This is a genomic window from Amycolatopsis sp. NPDC052450, from assembly GCF_044547565.1.
Taxonomy (GTDB): domain Bacteria; phylum Actinomycetota; class Actinomycetes; order Mycobacteriales; family Pseudonocardiaceae; genus Amycolatopsis.
In genome coordinates, this window is record NZ_JBIUAQ010000003.1 from 96,825 (window position 1) to 111,862 (window position 15,038).

13 protein-coding genes are annotated in these 15,038 nt (G+C 67.3%); all 13 read right to left on the reverse strand.

The window, feature by feature from the left end; all coding sequences use genetic code 11:
- Positions 1–69: 69 nt before the first annotated feature.
- From fabG to ACIHAO_RS07875, 13 genes are read right to left on the reverse strand one after another with little or no spacing between them, the layout of a single operon-like run.
- A complete protein-coding gene (fabG, locus tag ACIHAO_RS07815) occupies positions 70–783 on the reverse strand; it encodes a 3-oxoacyl-ACP reductase FabG (protein WP_396555569.1) in 714 nt (237 codons plus the stop codon).
- Positions 780–4,547 carry an amino acid adenylation domain-containing protein gene (locus ACIHAO_RS07820; RefSeq protein ID WP_396555571.1) on the reverse strand — a complete coding sequence of 1,256 codons (3,768 nt, stop codon included), beginning with the start codon at positions 4,545–4,547 and terminating at the stop codon, positions 780–782. The genes fabG and ACIHAO_RS07820 overlap by 4 nt, the downstream gene beginning before the upstream one ends.
- Positions 4,544–5,755 carry an acetyl-CoA carboxylase biotin carboxylase subunit family protein gene (locus ACIHAO_RS07825; protein ID WP_396555573.1) on the reverse strand — a complete coding sequence of 404 codons (1,212 nt, stop codon included), beginning with the start codon at positions 5,753–5,755 and terminating at the stop codon, positions 4,544–4,546. The genes ACIHAO_RS07820 and ACIHAO_RS07825 overlap by 4 nt, the downstream gene beginning before the upstream one ends.
- A complete protein-coding gene (locus ACIHAO_RS07830) occupies positions 5,730–6,740 on the reverse strand; it encodes a hypothetical protein (protein ID WP_396555575.1) in 1,011 nt (336 codons plus the stop codon). Before ACIHAO_RS07830 ends, ACIHAO_RS07825 begins: the two co-directional genes overlap by 26 nt.
- Entirely contained in the window at positions 6,737–8,161 is a 1,425-nt protein-coding gene (locus ACIHAO_RS07835; RefSeq protein WP_396555577.1) for an MATE family efflux transporter, read from the reverse strand. The genes ACIHAO_RS07830 and ACIHAO_RS07835 overlap by 4 nt, the downstream gene beginning before the upstream one ends.
- Entirely contained in the window at positions 8,158–9,024 is an 867-nt protein-coding gene (locus ACIHAO_RS07840) for a hypothetical protein (RefSeq protein WP_396555579.1), read from the reverse strand. Before ACIHAO_RS07840 ends, ACIHAO_RS07835 begins: the two co-directional genes overlap by 4 nt.
- Entirely contained in the window at positions 9,021–9,266 is a 246-nt protein-coding gene (locus ACIHAO_RS07845) for a hypothetical protein (protein WP_396555581.1), read from the reverse strand. Before ACIHAO_RS07845 ends, ACIHAO_RS07840 begins: the two co-directional genes overlap by 4 nt.
- Positions 9,245–11,011, reverse strand: a complete 1,767-nt coding sequence (locus ACIHAO_RS07850) for a carbamoyltransferase (RefSeq protein ID WP_396555583.1) — start codon at positions 11,009–11,011, stop codon at positions 9,245–9,247. The genes ACIHAO_RS07845 and ACIHAO_RS07850 overlap by 22 nt, the downstream gene beginning before the upstream one ends.
- The gene (locus ACIHAO_RS07855; protein WP_396555585.1) at positions 11,008–12,192 is read right to left on the reverse strand and encodes a beta-ketoacyl synthase N-terminal-like domain-containing protein; all 1,185 of its coding nucleotides are present in this window, start codon (positions 12,190–12,192) and stop codon (positions 11,008–11,010) included. The genes ACIHAO_RS07850 and ACIHAO_RS07855 overlap by 4 nt, the downstream gene beginning before the upstream one ends.
- On the reverse strand, positions 12,189–12,947 hold the full coding sequence (locus ACIHAO_RS07860; RefSeq protein WP_396555587.1) for a hypothetical protein: 759 nt from the start codon (positions 12,945–12,947) through the stop codon (positions 12,189–12,191). Before ACIHAO_RS07860 ends, ACIHAO_RS07855 begins: the two co-directional genes overlap by 4 nt.
- The gene (locus ACIHAO_RS07865) at positions 12,944–13,684 is read right to left on the reverse strand and encodes a hypothetical protein (protein WP_396555589.1); all 741 of its coding nucleotides are present in this window, start codon (positions 13,682–13,684) and stop codon (positions 12,944–12,946) included. The genes ACIHAO_RS07860 and ACIHAO_RS07865 overlap by 4 nt, the downstream gene beginning before the upstream one ends.
- On the reverse strand, positions 13,684–14,766 hold the full coding sequence (locus tag ACIHAO_RS07870) for a hypothetical protein (RefSeq protein WP_396555591.1): 1,083 nt from the start codon (positions 14,764–14,766) through the stop codon (positions 13,684–13,686). Before ACIHAO_RS07870 ends, ACIHAO_RS07865 begins: the two co-directional genes overlap by 1 nt.
- Positions 14,763–14,996, reverse strand: a complete 234-nt coding sequence (locus tag ACIHAO_RS07875; RefSeq protein ID WP_396555593.1) for an acyl carrier protein — start codon at positions 14,994–14,996, stop codon at positions 14,763–14,765. Before ACIHAO_RS07875 ends, ACIHAO_RS07870 begins: the two co-directional genes overlap by 4 nt.
- Positions 14,997–15,038 lie beyond the last annotated feature (42 nt).

The following is a 15,038-nucleotide window of genomic DNA, read 5'->3' on the forward strand; positions in this document are numbered from 1 at the left end:
TGCATCACGCTGTTCTCCGGCCTGATCACCGCGGTATGCGGCTGGAGACACGACGATAGACGTCGGCGTTCAATGGCCCATCGCGGCGCCGCCATCGACCGGGAGTACCGCTCCGGTGACGTAGCCCGCGGCCTCGCTCGTCAGGAAGGCGACCGCGGCAGCCACCTCTTCGGGGCGGCCGATGCGGCCCGCGGGTACCTGGGCGAGGATGTTGTCGCGCTGCTTGCTCGTCAGCGCCGCGGCCATGTCGGTGTCGGTCAGTCCTGGCGAAACGATGTTGGTCGTGACGCCGCGGCCACTCAGTTCCCGGGCCAAGGCCCTGGCGAAACCGATCAGACCGGCTTTCGTCGCGCAGTAGTTGGCCTGGCCAGCCGCCCCGGTCAGCGCCGCCGACGACGAGATGAAGACGATCCGTCCCCAGCCGCCGCGGAGCATGCCTTTCACGGCCCGCTTCGCGACCCGGTAGCTGCCGAACAGGTTGGTCTGCATCGTGGCGTCGAAGTCCTCTTCGGACATACGGAGCAGGAGGGCGTCGCGGGTGATGCCCGCGTTGACGACGAGTAGTTCGACCGGACCCTGGTGCTGCTCGACCTCGGTGAAGGCTCGCTGAACGTCGTCCGGGTCCGTCACATCGCAGCGGACGCCGAACAGTGCTTCCGGCGGTGTCCCGGTCCGGTGGGTCACCGCGACGCGGTGTCCTTCGGCGGCGAGCCGGCGAGCGGTCGCCAGTCCGATGCCCCGGTTGCCGCCGACCACGAGAGCGGAACGCGATACGAAGCTCATTCATCCTCCAGTACGTGAGTGAGCACCTCGCCGATGAGGGCCGCGGGCTCGGAAGCGAGCACGTCGAAGTGCCCGCACGGCAGGTCGTGCGTCAGGACCCGGCCGGAGACGTGTGCCGTCCAGGTCTGGTCGGCTGCGCGCGGTTCGGCGGCGGCCCGGAAGAACAGGAGATCTCCGCGGAAGGTCTTCGGCACGAACTCTCGCATCAACCGGTGCAGCCCGAGGGATGTCCGGACGAAGCCGTCGGGATCGTTCTCCAGTATCGCACCGATGCCGTGCCCGTCTCGCAGTTCGGCGAGCACCTCGCGCTCGTCGGGCATGGGGGGTACGTCGGTGGGGTCGAGCAGCACCGAGTCGAGCATGGCGAGTAGTTCGACTTGCTCGCCCTCCTCCTGCAGCCGGGTGGCCAGCGCGTGTGCCGCGAGGCCACCGAACGACCACCCGAGCAGCCGGTACGGACCGGTGGGCGACACACCGCGAATCTGCGCGAGGTAGTCCTCGACCAGGTCGTCGAGGTGCTCCGGCTCGTGGTCGGGTTCGGTGATCGCCCGCGCCTGCAGGCCGTACACCGGCTGGTCCGCGGGGAGGTGCCTCAGCAGCCGGGAGTACGACCAGCTGAGTCCCATGCCGGGGTGAACGCAGAAAAGCGGTCTGCGGTGGCCATGCTTCCGAAGCGGCAGCAGCACGTCGAAGTCACCGGACGGCGAATCCGACGACAGCAGCCGGGACAACGCGGCCACGGTCGGCGCCTCGAAGAGCATTCGGAGCGATATGTCGACGCCTGTCACAGCGCGGGAGCGCCCGGCGAGCCGGGCCGCGAGGAGCGAGTGCCCGCCCAGGTCGAAGAAGTCGTCGTCGGTGCCGACCTCCGTGAGGTCGAGCACCTCCGCGAACAGATCGGCGACGACCTGCTCCATCGCGGTCGACGGCGGACGGCCGGCGCCGGCCGAGAACTCGGGGGCGGGCAACGCGAGTCGATCGGGTTTCCCGTTCCGTGTCAACGAAATCTCGGCCAGCACCAGTATCGCGGCCGGGACGAGATAGCCGGGCAACGTGCGCGCCAGCGCCGCTCGCGCGTCGGCGGGGTCGACCGGTCCGGTCACGTATCCGACGATCTGTTTGTCGCCCGGCTTGTCTTCGCGGACGAGCACGGTCGCCTGACCGACACCGGGCAGCTTTCCGAGTGCGGACTCTATCTCGCCGAGTTCGATCCGGAATCCCCTGACCTTGACCTGGTCGTCGGCGCGGCCGACGAACTCCAGGGCGCCGTCCGCCCGCCACCGGGCCAGGTCACCGGTGCGGTACATCCGGGAAGGTCCGTACGGATCGGGGACGAACCGCTGCGCCGTCAGGTCCGGGCGCCCGAGGTATCCCATCGCCAGTCCGGCGCCGGCGATGTACAGCTCTCCGGTGACACCGGGGGGCAGCAGGTGGAGATCGGGGTCCAGCACGTAGACCTTGGTGTTGTCCATGGGGGTGCCGATGGGCAGCCCGTCGTCGGCGGTGTAGGGCGCCCGCACCGAATGCGTGGTGGCGAACGTGGTGGTTTCGGTCGGTCCGTATCCGTTCGTGACCACAAGCGAAGGACAATGCCGGAGAACCCGCTGAACGGCGGCCGCGGACACCACGTCGCCGCCGGTCAGCACCTGACGCAGACCGGCGAAGGAGGCCGGGTTCGTCTCCGCCAAGAGGTGGAAGAGGCCCGCCGTCAGCCACAGGCCGGTGATCCCGTGGTCCGCCACCACCCGCGCGATGTCGAGCTCGCCGGGCGGCGCGACTACGACTTCCCCGCCGGTCAGCAGCGGCACCCACAATTCGAAAGTGGACGCGTCGAAGGCGTGCGGAGAGTGCATCAGCACCCGCCGCAGCGACCCATCACTCCAGCGTCGGTCGAACGCCAGCTCGGCCACGCACCTGTGGGTGATCACGATGCCCTTCGGGGAACCGGTCGAGCCCGAGGTGTACATGACGTAGGCGGGGCGTCCCGGGTGAACGACGACGTCCGGATCGACGGCGACCTCGTCATTGGCTGGAAGGTCGCCTACGACGACCACCTGAACACCGGCACCGAGCCGACGACGACGGTCGGTGAGCAGCACGGTGGCCCCGCTCTCCGCGACGATCAGCTCCAGCCTGGCTTCGGGATCGCCGTGGTGCAGAGGCACATACACCGAGCCGTTCTTCAGCACCGCGAGAATCGACACCACCAGTTCGACCGAACGTTCGAGCAGCACGGCGACGGGACGGCCGGGTTCGACGCCAAGCCGCCGCAGCCGACGCGACAAGCGATTCGCGCGCGCGTCCAGTTCGGCGTAGGACAAGGTCACGCCGGACGCGGTCACCGCGGGAGCATCGGGCGTGCGGCGCACCTGAGCGGAGAAGAGGCCGGACAGCGAGCCTTCGGGAATCTCGGTGGCGGTGTCGTTCCACTCGTGGAGGATCTGGTCGCGTTCGGCGTCGTCGACGATGCATACCGAGCGGACCGGCAGCCGCGGATTCGCGGTCATCCCCCGCAGAAGCCGGACCAGGTGCCGGGCCATCCGGTGGACGGCGTCAGGTTCGATGACCTCCGGATTGTGCTCGAAGTACGCGGTGACGCGATCTTCGTCCTCCACGAAGCTGATCATCAGGTCGAACGCCGCCGTCGGGTTCCCCAGCGGCCTGCGGGTGAAGCGAAGCCCGCCGTGAGCGGCCGTCGAGTCAGTCTTTTTCCAGTGGTTCAGCACCATCCGGAAGAACGGGTGCGCTCCCGCCGTGCGGTCCGGATTGAGTTCCCTGACGACCTGGTTCAGCGAGACCTGCTGGTGTAACAACGCGTTGAGCACTTTCCCGCGCACTTGGCCGACGAGGTCGTCGAAGTCCGTGTCGCCGGTCAGCCGCACGCGGAGCGGCATGGTGTTCACGAGCAGGCCGACCAGGTTCTCGGTACCGGGAACGAGCCTGCTGGACAGGGGCACGCCGAGCGAGAGATCGGTTTCGCCGGTGTAGCGGGACACCAGCGCGAAGGACGCGGCGGCGAGCACCGTGAACAGGCTCGTCGACCCGGCGGCCGCCCGCCGGTGCAGCCCGGTCACCACGTCGGCGGGAAGGACATGGCCGTACGTGGTCGCGTGCCTGTTGTCCGACGCGTGGGTCATCGGCAGGCGCACGGCGGGAGGTGCGTCGCGCAGCTCGGTGGTCCAGTACGCCAGCGCGCGCTTGGCACGCTGGCCTCGGGCCTTTTCCTGTTGCCGAACAACGTGGTCCGCGTAGTCGAGAGCCGCGGGGAGCGCGAGGGGCGCTCCGCGCACCGCACGGTCGTACAGCACGCACAGCTCCCGCGCGAGGACCTCGGCCGACGCGCCGTCGGAGATGAGGTGATGGAGCACGAACAGCAGCAGATGCGTGGTGTCCGCGAGCCGGTACGACGTCACCCGGAACAGTGGCCCGGACTCGAAGTGGAACGGCCCGGCCAGCTCGTCGGACATCAGGTCCGGCAACCTGTCCGGATCATCGCGCAAGTCGGCTTCGGTGAGAGGTACCCGTGTCCGCGAAGCGATGACCTGGACAGGTACGCCGGCGTCCTCCACGATCGTCACGCGCAGCGCGGCATGCCGGGTCACCAGCGCGGCCAGCGCGGCCGACAACGCGGCGACGTCGAGCGAACCCTCGACATCGAGGGCGAAAAAGACGTTGTGCGCGCTGGGAACCGCGCCCAGCCGTTCGACGAACCAGAGACCCTCCTGTGCCGGAGACAACGGCACCTTCCGCTCGGCGGGAGTCATGTCCTCTCCGGCACCGTCTCGATCACACAATCCCGCTGCACCCGCTCCAGCAACCGCTCGGCATCCGCGGCGGATTCGCAGGGGAAGTAGGCGGTGAGCACCGTCTCGACGTTCAGCGGTGGCGCGAAGACGAACTGACCGTTCTCGCGGTAACGCAGGATCGTTTCGGCACCGTATTCGGCGCATCGTGCGACGACGTCGTCCACATTGGTCAAATAGCCGTTCTTGGCCGCGCAGAAGTCGTACTCCAGACCCGCTCGCGAGTGCACCGGTTCGAGGTCGACGTGTTCCCGCCCCAGCTTCCGATGGATGTCGTAGGCGTCCAGTCCGGTGCAGATGCGGAGCAGGTTGCGCACCGACGCGCCACCACCGGACAGGCGGGGCGCGATCTCCAGCACGTGCAAACCGCCGTCGGCGTCGTAGCGGAACTCGGCGTTGAACGGTGAATTGTCCAGTCCGACCCCGCGGACGACGTGCTCCAGCAGCGCGGTGATCTCCGTTCCCTTCGCCCTGTCGAACGGCTCGGAGACGCAACCGGTCTCGTGGAAGGTGGGCAACCCGGTCAGTTTGGGGAGCTTGCGGTGAAAGAGCAGGGGGACGACCTCGCCGTCCACCACGAAGCCGTCGGCCATGATCTCGTCACCGTCGAGGTACTCCTCCACGATCACCTGCGAAGGGCCCCGGCTCTCCAAGAGCAGTCCACAGACACGTTTGACCGAGACGAACGCCTTCCGGAAGTCCTCCTCACGATCGACGCGGACCACCCCCGCGCTGTAGAAGCCGTTGGAAGGCTTGAGAACCACCGGGAATCGCAACGACCGGAGCGTCTCCGCCAGCGCGTCGGGCACGCTCGTCGACAGCGGGAGTTCGATATGCCGTGCGATATGCCCGCGCAGCGCGGGGTGCGCTTTGAACAACGACTTGTCGGTCAGGCAGTTCAACGCGTCGATATCGCGGGCCGGGAGTCCACGCGCCACCCGTAGCAGATCGGTGTGCACCTGGTAGCCGTCCCTGAAGGAAACGATGTCGTCGAAGCCCGCGAGATCGCCCTTCTCGGTCACCAGCGAGGTGAGCTTGTCCTGCCAGCGCGCCCGCTCGCCGGGTGGCAGCGCCGGCGGTTCGAAGAACGTCACGTCGGTTTCGCGGTCCCCGCAGTGGCGTAGGTAGTCGAGGGAGTCTTCCTCACGTCCGAGCACGAGCACGTTCATCGGGCTGCTCCTTGTCCAACGTGGTACGGATCTCTTGCCACAGTGCGGTGGTGGTGTCGTCGATCCGGTGGAACCGGTCATCGATCCGCTTCCGCACCGACGGCGACAGGGTGGCTTCGAATTTGAGTGCCTGGAGCGCGAGCACCTTCCAGTGCCCGACGAGCTCACCGCACAGGTCCACCGCTCGTGCACCCATCTCGGCGCGGACCAGCGAGCGGTTGAGCAGATTCAGGTTCGGCAGTACGTACAGGACGTTGATGTGATCGAACAACCGGCGCGCGGCACGCGTGGCACGTTCATCCCCGTGAGCGAAGAAGCCTGCGCAGAACCGTCGGTACTCGGCGACAGCGTCGTGGTAGGCGACCTCGTCGCCGAACCGCCGGGCCTGCCTGGCGAGGTCGGCACGTGCCGTGGCGCGGTCGCGGGCCGGGGCGGTCGCCGAGATCGTGTGGAAGAAACCCATGTGGTCATAGGTTTCGGTGGCGACGCTGTCGATGATGGCCTCGCCGAACGCTTCGGCGGACAGCCAGGCGTCGCAGGCGAACCGCTCGGTGTCGACCACCAGCGAATCGTGGACGCGCACCCTCTGGAGGTCGGCGGACACTTCCTGGACGAGGACCGCGTGAAGGTATCCGGGGTTGGTCGCGTACACCTCGGCGTAGGCGAGATGTTCGGAGTTGGTCCACGCCACCACGCCTTTGTGGGCACGCAGGAGAGACCGCAGCTGCTCGCGCCAGTTCCCCTCGTCGATCGCCTCGGTGCGGACGTCGTGGCCGAGAGCCCGGAGTCCGCGCATGCCGACCTCTTCGACCGCGAAGGTGTACTCGGGATACCCCCGCTCGTCGTGGCCCGAGCGCAGCAGATAGCCGTCGCCGCGCTCCAGCACCTCGGCCTCGCCGAACACTTCGTCGTGCAGCGACGCGAGCCGGACGAGGCTTCCGGTGTAGCAGTTGACCGCGGGTCGCGGGAATCGTTCCAGTATCACTGGGCCGCCTCGGCCTCCGCACTGCCCTCCGCGCCGACCTTGGCCGTGGTGGGATCGACGAGATGGTTCTCACGGCCGCGGACAGCCTTGCGAATCCGCCAGAAATAGACGGCGCCGATGATCGCCTCGAACACCGATCCGACGATCCACGACAGCGGCAGGAAGTCCGCGTCGCCCGGATTGGTCACCGAGATCCACAGGATGATCGGCAGGCTCATGCCCCAGATGAAGACCAGCCGGGTGACGAACGAGAACCTGGTGAGCCCGAAACTCTCCAGCACCGCCGAACCGACCATGGAGAACAGGAACGTCAGCGAGTAGGTCCACAGCGTCGCGCTGGTCGCGATCGCGACGTCCACCGTGTGCTGGTCGGCGTCGTCCAGGCCGAACGGCATCAGCAGCAGCTTCGGCGTGACCAGCTGAAAGAACGAGATGATCGCGATGTAGCAGCTCGCCAGCAGCAAGGTGACCTTGATGGTGCCCTTGATCCGCCGGTAGTCGCCTTCCCCGATCGCGTTGCCGCACAGGACCGAACAGCCGACCCCGAGCCCGATGATCGGGATGATGGCGAGGTAGTTGATCGACAGGATGACGTTGTTCGCGGCGAGCGCGACGGTCCCGAGCACGGCCGCTATCCAGACGAACGCGGTCTGCCCGAGCACCTCGATGGCCGCCGACCCGCCGGCGGCCAGACCTCGCCGCAACCGGAACCGGACTCGACCGGTGATCGTCGACCACCCGTCCCGCACCAGGTGCCTGAAACCGGCGTAGAAACCCTTCGGCAGGAAGAGCAGGTAGCCGACCATCATCACCAGTGTGCCGATCAGTGTGCCGATCGCCGAACCGGCCATGCCGAGTTCGGGCAAGCCGAACTTGCCGAACACCAGGCCGACGGTGAACACCACGTCGACCGCTTGGCCGACCAGGCCGACGGCGAGCGGAACGGTCGTCTTGCCGATGCCGTTGAAATACGACGCCAGCGAGACGTTGAGCACCATGACCGCGCCGAACCGGGCCGCCCACACCAGGTACACCGCTTCCAGCGGGATCAGGTGCGCGGGCTGGCCCCCGATCCGCGGGATCAGTGCGATGAGCGGTGCCAGCAGGAAGAGCACGACGCCGAGGACGACGCCGAGGACGATGCCGAGGACGGCCTCGCGCCGTGCCGCGTCGTCCCCGTCCCGGCCGAACGCCTGGGCCACGGAAGACCGCGAGATCGCCGCGACGCCGGTGAAGAAGGTGGTGATGGCGACGGCCGTGAACACCGCGGGGCCCGAGGCCTGCAGTGTTTCCGGCGAATACCGGGCGAGTGTGATCCGGTCGACCAGCATCATCACCAGATTGCCCACCATGCCGCCCATCAACGGCAAGGACACCCTCGCGATGGCGCGCGCGGTGGTGGACGTCGAGGGGAGGGTCATCCGATCAGCGCCGTCCTTGTGGCGACCGCCGCCAGGATGCGGGAGGTCAGCAGGTCCGGGTCGTATCCGGGGGTCTGCGCCAGCAACGTCAGGAGCAGACGTTCGATGCCGAACGCGACGCACGCCGAGTGCGATGTGCCGCGGTCGGGGGACCCGATGGCGAACGCGGTGGTGAACAGGTCACGGTGCAGGTTGCGCGAACCCACGGACACCTCGGCGCCGTCGGTCCACGGGATCCGCACCTCCTTCTTGACCCCTCGCGCCAGCTGTACCTTGCGCGTCACCTCGGACCGCTCGCCGTAGAACACGTCGCTGGCCCGCTCCACCGTCACGTCGGCGGCCAGCTCGCGCAGGAACGCCACACCTCGCTCGAACATCACCTCGCACTGACGGAGCACCTCGTCGGCGCCGCCGATCAGGACGAGCTCGCGCATGGTGAAACTAGCCAGCCGCGTGGGCTCGGCGGAGGCGGGCTCGAACCGGTGGCAGGTGCCGCGAGCGGTGAAGACGCCGAGGTCCGGCAGGTCGGCGCTGCCCGCGAGATGGGCGAACGTGTGGTAGCAGGTCGAAGGGCTGAGCAGCCAGCCGTCCGACCCGGTCGACGGCGGCCCGCCGTGCGGCACGGCGGCCATCGGAATGCAGGGCAGCTTTTCGAAGAACCCGATCGAGGAGAGCGCCTCCCGGTCGATCAGGGTCGGGCACGAGTGCGGGGTCGCCGTCGTGTTCGCGCCCACGACCTCGACCAGCGCGGTGTCCAGTGTCTCGAACGCCTCGTGCAGCGCCCCCGCGAAGCGGTAACCGATCAGGCCGGAGTCATTGCGCACGACCGACAGCAACCGGCGCTCACGCAGTTCCTCGATCACAGTCCTGCTCCCGCGAGCAGCTTTTCGACACTGTGTACCAGCGCCTCCCGCGAACCGAGATCGAACGCGACCTGGTCGGCGTCGTCGAACAGGACGTCGAGCCGCTCCTCCAGGCCGACCAGGAAACGCATCTGTCCCAGCGAGTCCGTGATGATCTCGGCGGGTTCCGCGTCCGCCGGGACCTCTTTGGCGGTCGCGAGCTGGGACAGCAACTCGTCGACTACGGCTTTGACGTCTTGCATGCCACGAACCCTTCGATGTAGAGCCGGTCGAGTGAGGTAGCGACGAACGTGTCGACCGCCGTGCCGGGCGCCATGATCAGAGGCTGCCCCTTGACGTTGAAAGAGGTGTTGACCACGCAGCCGAAACCGGTGTGCCGCTTGACCTCGCTGAGAAGCCGGTGGAACTTCTCGTTGAAGTCCCGCTTGACGACCTGCACCCTGGCCGACCCGTCGGCGTGCACGATGCCCGCGACCGAGTCACGGTTCTCGGGGCGCACACCCGCGGTGCACAGCATGTAGCCGGTCGGCCCCAGCCCCTTGGTTTCGAACAGCGCGGCGCAATCGGTGTCGAGCACCGCGGGCGCGAACGGCCGGAACGGTTCGCGGAACTTCACCAGGCCGTTGATCCGCTCTTTGATCCGGTGCCCGCTCGGCAGGCCGAGGATCGACCGGTTGCCCAGCGCCCTCGGGCCGAACTCCATGCGCCCGTGGAACCAGGCGATGATCCGGTCCGCGGCGAGGTCGGCCGCCGCCGCGTCGAAGTACTCGTCGGTGAGACCGACGTACTTCCACTCGATCGCACCGGTGCCCGCCACGCGCTCCAGCTCCCGCCGCACCTCGTCGGCGGTGTATCCCGGCCCGGTGTACGGATCGAACTCGGCGGTCTTGGCGATGTATCCGAAGCCCTGCTGCCGGCTGACGTGCAGCGCGGCACCGAGCGACGTGCCGTCGTCACTGGAGGCAGGTTGAACGAACGCCCGCTCGACCTGGGGCAGGTCACAGATCGACTGGTTGGCCTTGCAGTTGAGGAAAGTACCGCCGGCCAGGCACAGCGACGTCTCACCCGTTTTGTCCAGCCAGTGCGACACCAGCGCGACGAGCACCTCGGTCAGCTTCGCCTGTAACGCGGCGGCGAAGTTCTCGTGCGCTTCCGTCAGCTCGTCACTTTCACCGCGACGGGTGACACCGCTCGTCTCCAGGAACTCCATCGCGCTGGGGTAGCCCTGTTCGGCGCCGGTGAGCGCTCCACGGGGCCACTCGACGCGGACACCACCGGTGGACGGATCGAACCGGACCCACTCGTCGAAGAACCCGCGGTGCACGGACTTGTCCCCGTACGCGGCCAAACCCATGACCTTGTACTCGTCGGAGTTGAACGCGAAGCCGAGGAACCGGGTGCAGATCGAGTAAAGCAGGCCGAGTGACGCACCGATCGACTGGCTGTACACCTTCTCGATGCCGCTCGCGGTCGCGGTGTAGACCGACAGCGCCTCCGTCTCGCCCATGCCGTCGGACACCACGCACAACGCCGAGGAGAACCCGCTCGGCATGAAGGCCGACGTGGCGTGTGCGAGGTGATGGTCCACGGGATGGAAACGTTCTTCGACACCCGCCCAGCCTGCCTCGGTGAGCGCGTCGACGACGGTGCGGCCGGACAACGCCTTCTCGAAGTACTCGGGCGTGCGTGCGAAGACCCGCCGGTACCGGTCGTAGTCGAAACCATGCGCGATCGCGTCGACCTGCTCGTAGCCGATACCGGCGGCGCGCAGGCAGTAGTCGATCGCGTTCACCGGGAGCTTCCCGGTGCCTTTCTCGCCGGAGAAGCGCTCCTCGGCGGCCGCGGCCACGACCTCGCCGTCCACCACCAGACAGGCGGCGCTGTCCAAACCCTGGCACACCCGCGCGTCCAAAGAGGACAGGTTCGGGTTCTCCGCGCGGAGGTACTCCTGCGCGCGGGGGAGGCCACTGATCCCCAGAACGATCATTTCCGGTCCACCGCCTTGAAAAGGGTGATCGCGTTGTTCCCCCCGAAGCCGAACGCGTTGTTCTGCACAAGCCGCAGTTCGCGCCGTACGCCGGGAACAGCCGTCACCAGATCGAAGTCGTACTCGAACTCGCCGGTCTCGATGTTGGTCGGCGGCATCGTCTGGTGCCGCAGCGCCAGGCACGAGGCGACGCCGCCGAGCGCGCCCGCCGTGGCCATGAGGTGACCGGTGGTGCCCTTGATCGCCGACACCGAGGCATTCGGGTAACGCTCGCTGAAGATCCGCCCTTCCACCGAGTCGTTGGCCTTGGTGCCGGTGCCGTGGGCGAAGATCCCGTCCACGTCTTCGGCACGCACCCCGGCCGCCGCCAGCGCGCGGGTGTGGCACTCGCCGACGCCACCGGCGTCCGGGTTCGTCGGGTGCTTCGCGTCGTTGTTGCTGGCGGCTCCCAGCAACTCGGCATACGGGCGTCCCTCGTGTGCCACCCGTTCCGCGCGCAGGACGAGGAACGCGGCTCCCTCGGAGATCGTGATGAACCGCCTGCTCGCGGAGAACGGGCGGCAGCGCTGCGGGCCGAGTGCGTTGAGCGTGTGGAAGCCGGACCACACCTTCTTGGAGAAGACATCGCCGCCGCCGACGACAGCCGTATCGACAGCGCCGGAGCGGATCATGCGCAAAGCGAACTCGAGGCCGACGTTGGCCGACGCGCAGGTGTTGTGAATCGTGAACGCCGGCCCGGACGAGCCGATCGCGGAGGCCACGTTGTCGGCGACCGCGTGGCTGGAGTAGATCGTGTCTCGCCAGCGGTCCGTCCGGCCCTCGACCAGTTCGTCGACCAGGTCCGCCTCGGCTTCGTTGTTGCCGACGACGACGAGCGCGTTCCGAAGCTGGGGCGACGAGGCCTCGAGACCGGCGTCGGCGATCGCCTGGAGCGCGGCGTGAACGGCGAACATCGACGAGTCCGGGAGGTCGCGGCCGACGGCTCCACGGACGCTCTCGGTGACCTGTTTCCGGTCCGCTTCGGTGAGAAGCCCCGCCATGAGGCCGGGTTTCAGACCGGGGTAGACGGGGTCGATGGCCGAGAAGTTCGCGCGCAGTTCGCACAGCGCCGACCAGATCTCGTCGATCTCGATGCCGATCGGTGTCACAGCGCCGACACCGGTCACCAGTGTCTTGTTCACCGGGCCCTCCAGATGGTCGATACGGCGTCGCGCACGGTCAGGTACATGTCGGCTCCGTCGGTGATCTCGCCCTCCCAGACGAGGATCGAGCCGAATCGGCGAACTCTGGTGCGCGCGGTCAGCGTCCCTCGCCGGAAGTCGGCGCCCGTTCGCAACCTCAACCGCCCGAACCGCGCGAACACGTACTGCGGAACCCGATCGGACGGTGTCGAGGACTTGGGCGGAGTCAGGTGTTGAAGGCACAGTGCGAGGTTGCCGAGGCACTCGAGAAGGACGAGCGTCCGCCAGCCGGTCAGGTGCCCGAGGTACGGCTGTGCGCGAAGGATCTCGTCGAGATCGAGTGAGCAGCCGGCTTCGTTCTCGCCCACCAGTAGCGATTCCGGCAGAAACCAGAACTCTTCCGGTCGTAGCCCGGCCGGCGTCGGTCGCGGCGCCAACGAGGCGACGCTGTCCGTCTCCTCGTCGAACGTGGTGTCGTGACCTGCGGTGAACCCGGCGCATGTCCGGTCTCCGGCCGTCACGGTGACTTCTCCGGGACGAGAACCTGCCCCGTAGACGAAAGTTTCTCCGGGGCGCACGAAGTCCGTGAACCGGACGTCGGAGAACGTTGCCACGGCAGCGGATTCGGTGTTCATCGCGACGTGCCCGGCGAGCAGGAGCGCTCCGGGCACCACGCCGAACCCGGGCAGGTGATAGCGGAACACTTCGAGCCCGGCGTCGAATCGGTGTTCCGCCACGCGAGTGTTCCCCGTCATGCGAGAACCCTCCTCACGGTCACCGTCGCCGACCGCTCACCCGAGGACAGCGCCAGTGCGGCCTTTTCACCGACCGCGAGCTCGGACACCGCGATCAGGAAGCGGTGCGTGAGCAGCGCCCTGTTCCACTCGGCGTCCGCGGCGTCGCTGAACGACGCGTCCGTTTCCCCGGCGAGGTCACCGAAGTGGAACTCGGCACGGTGTGTCTTCCCGTCGCGAACGTTGAAGTAGGTCACGCCATCATGGACGGACCTGTTCGCCGCCTTCTTGGCGACGTCCTCAACGGCTTCGGCGCAGTAGACGTCGCCGACCATGACGTGTGCGCCCCCGCCTCGCACCGAGTTGACGTGCAACAGCGCCTGCAGCAGGGCGAACACCGGGGTCAGCGCCCCCGAGTTCAGCGTGATGTTGCCGCCCGTGATGCCGTTGCCCAGGTTCAGGAACGTCGACGCGGAACTGGTCGTCGAATGCGGGAACTGCTGCGCGGAGACCGGCGGCTCGCCGGCCATGACGGCGCGCTGGAGCCGGAGCATCGCGTCCAGATTGCCGTACTCGGTGCCGACGACCACCGTTTCCAGCGAGGCATCGCCGACGGTGATGTTCTTGCTTGCCAGATACAGGCAGAAGCGGGTGAAGTCGTCGCGGAAGCGATCACCCTTCTGCTCGACCACTGTCGCGAAGTCGTCCGGGAGCGTGGCGCAGTGATCGGTACGGTCGAGCGAAAACGTCAAATCCATCAAGATCTCCCCCCAGTCCGCAGGACGCCGTGCAGCCGCATCGCGTGGACGAGCCGGTCGATGCCGATACCCGCGCAGCAGGTCGACTCGATACCGCTTCCGGCCTCGTCCAGGCCGAACGCGGTGGTGAACACGGAGCCATGCAGGTTGATACTGCCCACGGAGAGTTCGCCTTCAGGCAAGGGAATCCGGACCTCGTACTTGCCGGCACCCCGCACCTGGGCGTCCCGCTTGAACATCGGCTCGTCGCCGTAGAACGCGTCCGCGGCCGTGACGATCCGGTAAGGCAGGCCGATCTCGCCGAACAGCCTCTCGAACGAAGCGAGAAACCGATCACGGTAAGCCGTCGTCTGCTCAGCGGCGCCCATGGTGACGAGTTCGAACATCGAGAACTCGGCCAGCCTGGTGGGGCCGTGGTTGTGCGACTCGTGGCGGAACACCGGGCCGAGCACCGTGAACAACCCGGTGTCGTACCGTGCGAGAAGCTCCTGCGCGCGCGAATACACGTGGTAACAGGTCACCGGGTTGAGCACGACGTCGCTCGGCTCGTAGAACGTCGCGAGCGCACTGGTCTGCGTGCCGTCGAGGCCGGCGACGGTGACGCTGTCCCAATAGTTGCCCCGGATCCGGGAGACGGCGTTCACCAGGTTGGGGAACTTCTGGTAGTACCCGGCGGTGAGCAGCACGTCCCTGGGGATCAGAGCCGGCACGGCCAAGTGCGGCGCGCCGTACTCCTCGGCGAAGAAGGAGACGACCAGATCTTCGGTCTCCCTGGTGATTCGCCCCCACTCCGGCCCTTGCAGGTACACGCCGTCGGCGACCTTCACCCGGTCGTCGTCCGAGAGTTCGCCGGCGCGATCGCCGCTTGTCGTGTTTTCGGCGACCACCTTGGACGGCACCGGCCGGTGGCCACGCAGGAAATGCGTGACCACGCGCCGGATGTCGTCGTCGGGAAGCCCGTTCGCCGTGGTCACCGAGAAGGAGTCGCCGTCGCTGTGCAACGCGACGTCCCGGTAGAAGAAACGAAGTGCCTTGCCGAGCTCGGTGAGCGTTTCCTCGTCGAGCGCGCGGTCGAACCTCACGCGGCTACAGCCTGGCTGACCTCTGCCCAGAGCTGGCCCACGGTCTCGGCACTGATCAGCGCTTCCTCGCTGAGTTCCACATCGAACTCGCGCTCGACGTTGAGCACGATGTCGATCATGCGCAACGAGTCGATCTCCAGGTCACCCTGGAGGTTCTGGTCGACGGTGATGGTGAAGTCCTCGTCGAGTTCGGCGACCGACTTCAGGATTTTCGTGAAACGCGTGTCCATTACATCCCCCATGCGAAGTAAAAAATGGTTCTGTACAGAGAA

Bases quoted from the DNA above. Each gene is read 5' to 3' on its own strand.
- fabG (WP_396555569.1), bottom strand. From the start codon at position 783: ATGAGCTTCGTATCGCGTTCCGCTCTCGTGGTCGGCGGCAACCGGGGC.
- ACIHAO_RS07820 (WP_396555571.1), bottom strand. From the start codon at position 4,547: ATGACTCCCGCCGAGCGGAAGGTGCCGTTGTCTCCGGCACAGGAGGGT.
- ACIHAO_RS07825 (WP_396555573.1), bottom strand. From the start codon at position 5,755: ATGAACGTGCTCGTGCTCGGACGTGAGGAAGACTCCCTCGACTACCTA.
- ACIHAO_RS07835 (WP_396555577.1), bottom strand. From the start codon at position 8,161: ATGACCCTCCCCTCGACGTCCACCACCGCGCGCGCCATCGCGAGGGTG.
- ACIHAO_RS07845 (WP_396555581.1), bottom strand. From the start codon at position 9,266: ATGCAAGACGTCAAAGCCGTAGTCGACGAGTTGCTGTCCCAGCTCGCG.
- ACIHAO_RS07850 (WP_396555583.1), bottom strand. From the start codon at position 11,011: ATGATCGTTCTGGGGATCAGTGGCCTCCCCCGCGCGCAGGAGTACCTC.
- ACIHAO_RS07860 (WP_396555587.1), bottom strand. From the start codon at position 12,947: ATGACGGGGAACACTCGCGTGGCGGAACACCGATTCGACGCCGGGCTC.
- ACIHAO_RS07865 (WP_396555589.1), bottom strand. From the start codon at position 13,684: ATGGATTTGACGTTTTCGCTCGACCGTACCGATCACTGCGCCACGCTC.
- ACIHAO_RS07875 (WP_396555593.1), bottom strand. From the start codon at position 14,996: ATGGACACGCGTTTCACGAAAATCCTGAAGTCGGTCGCCGAACTCGAC.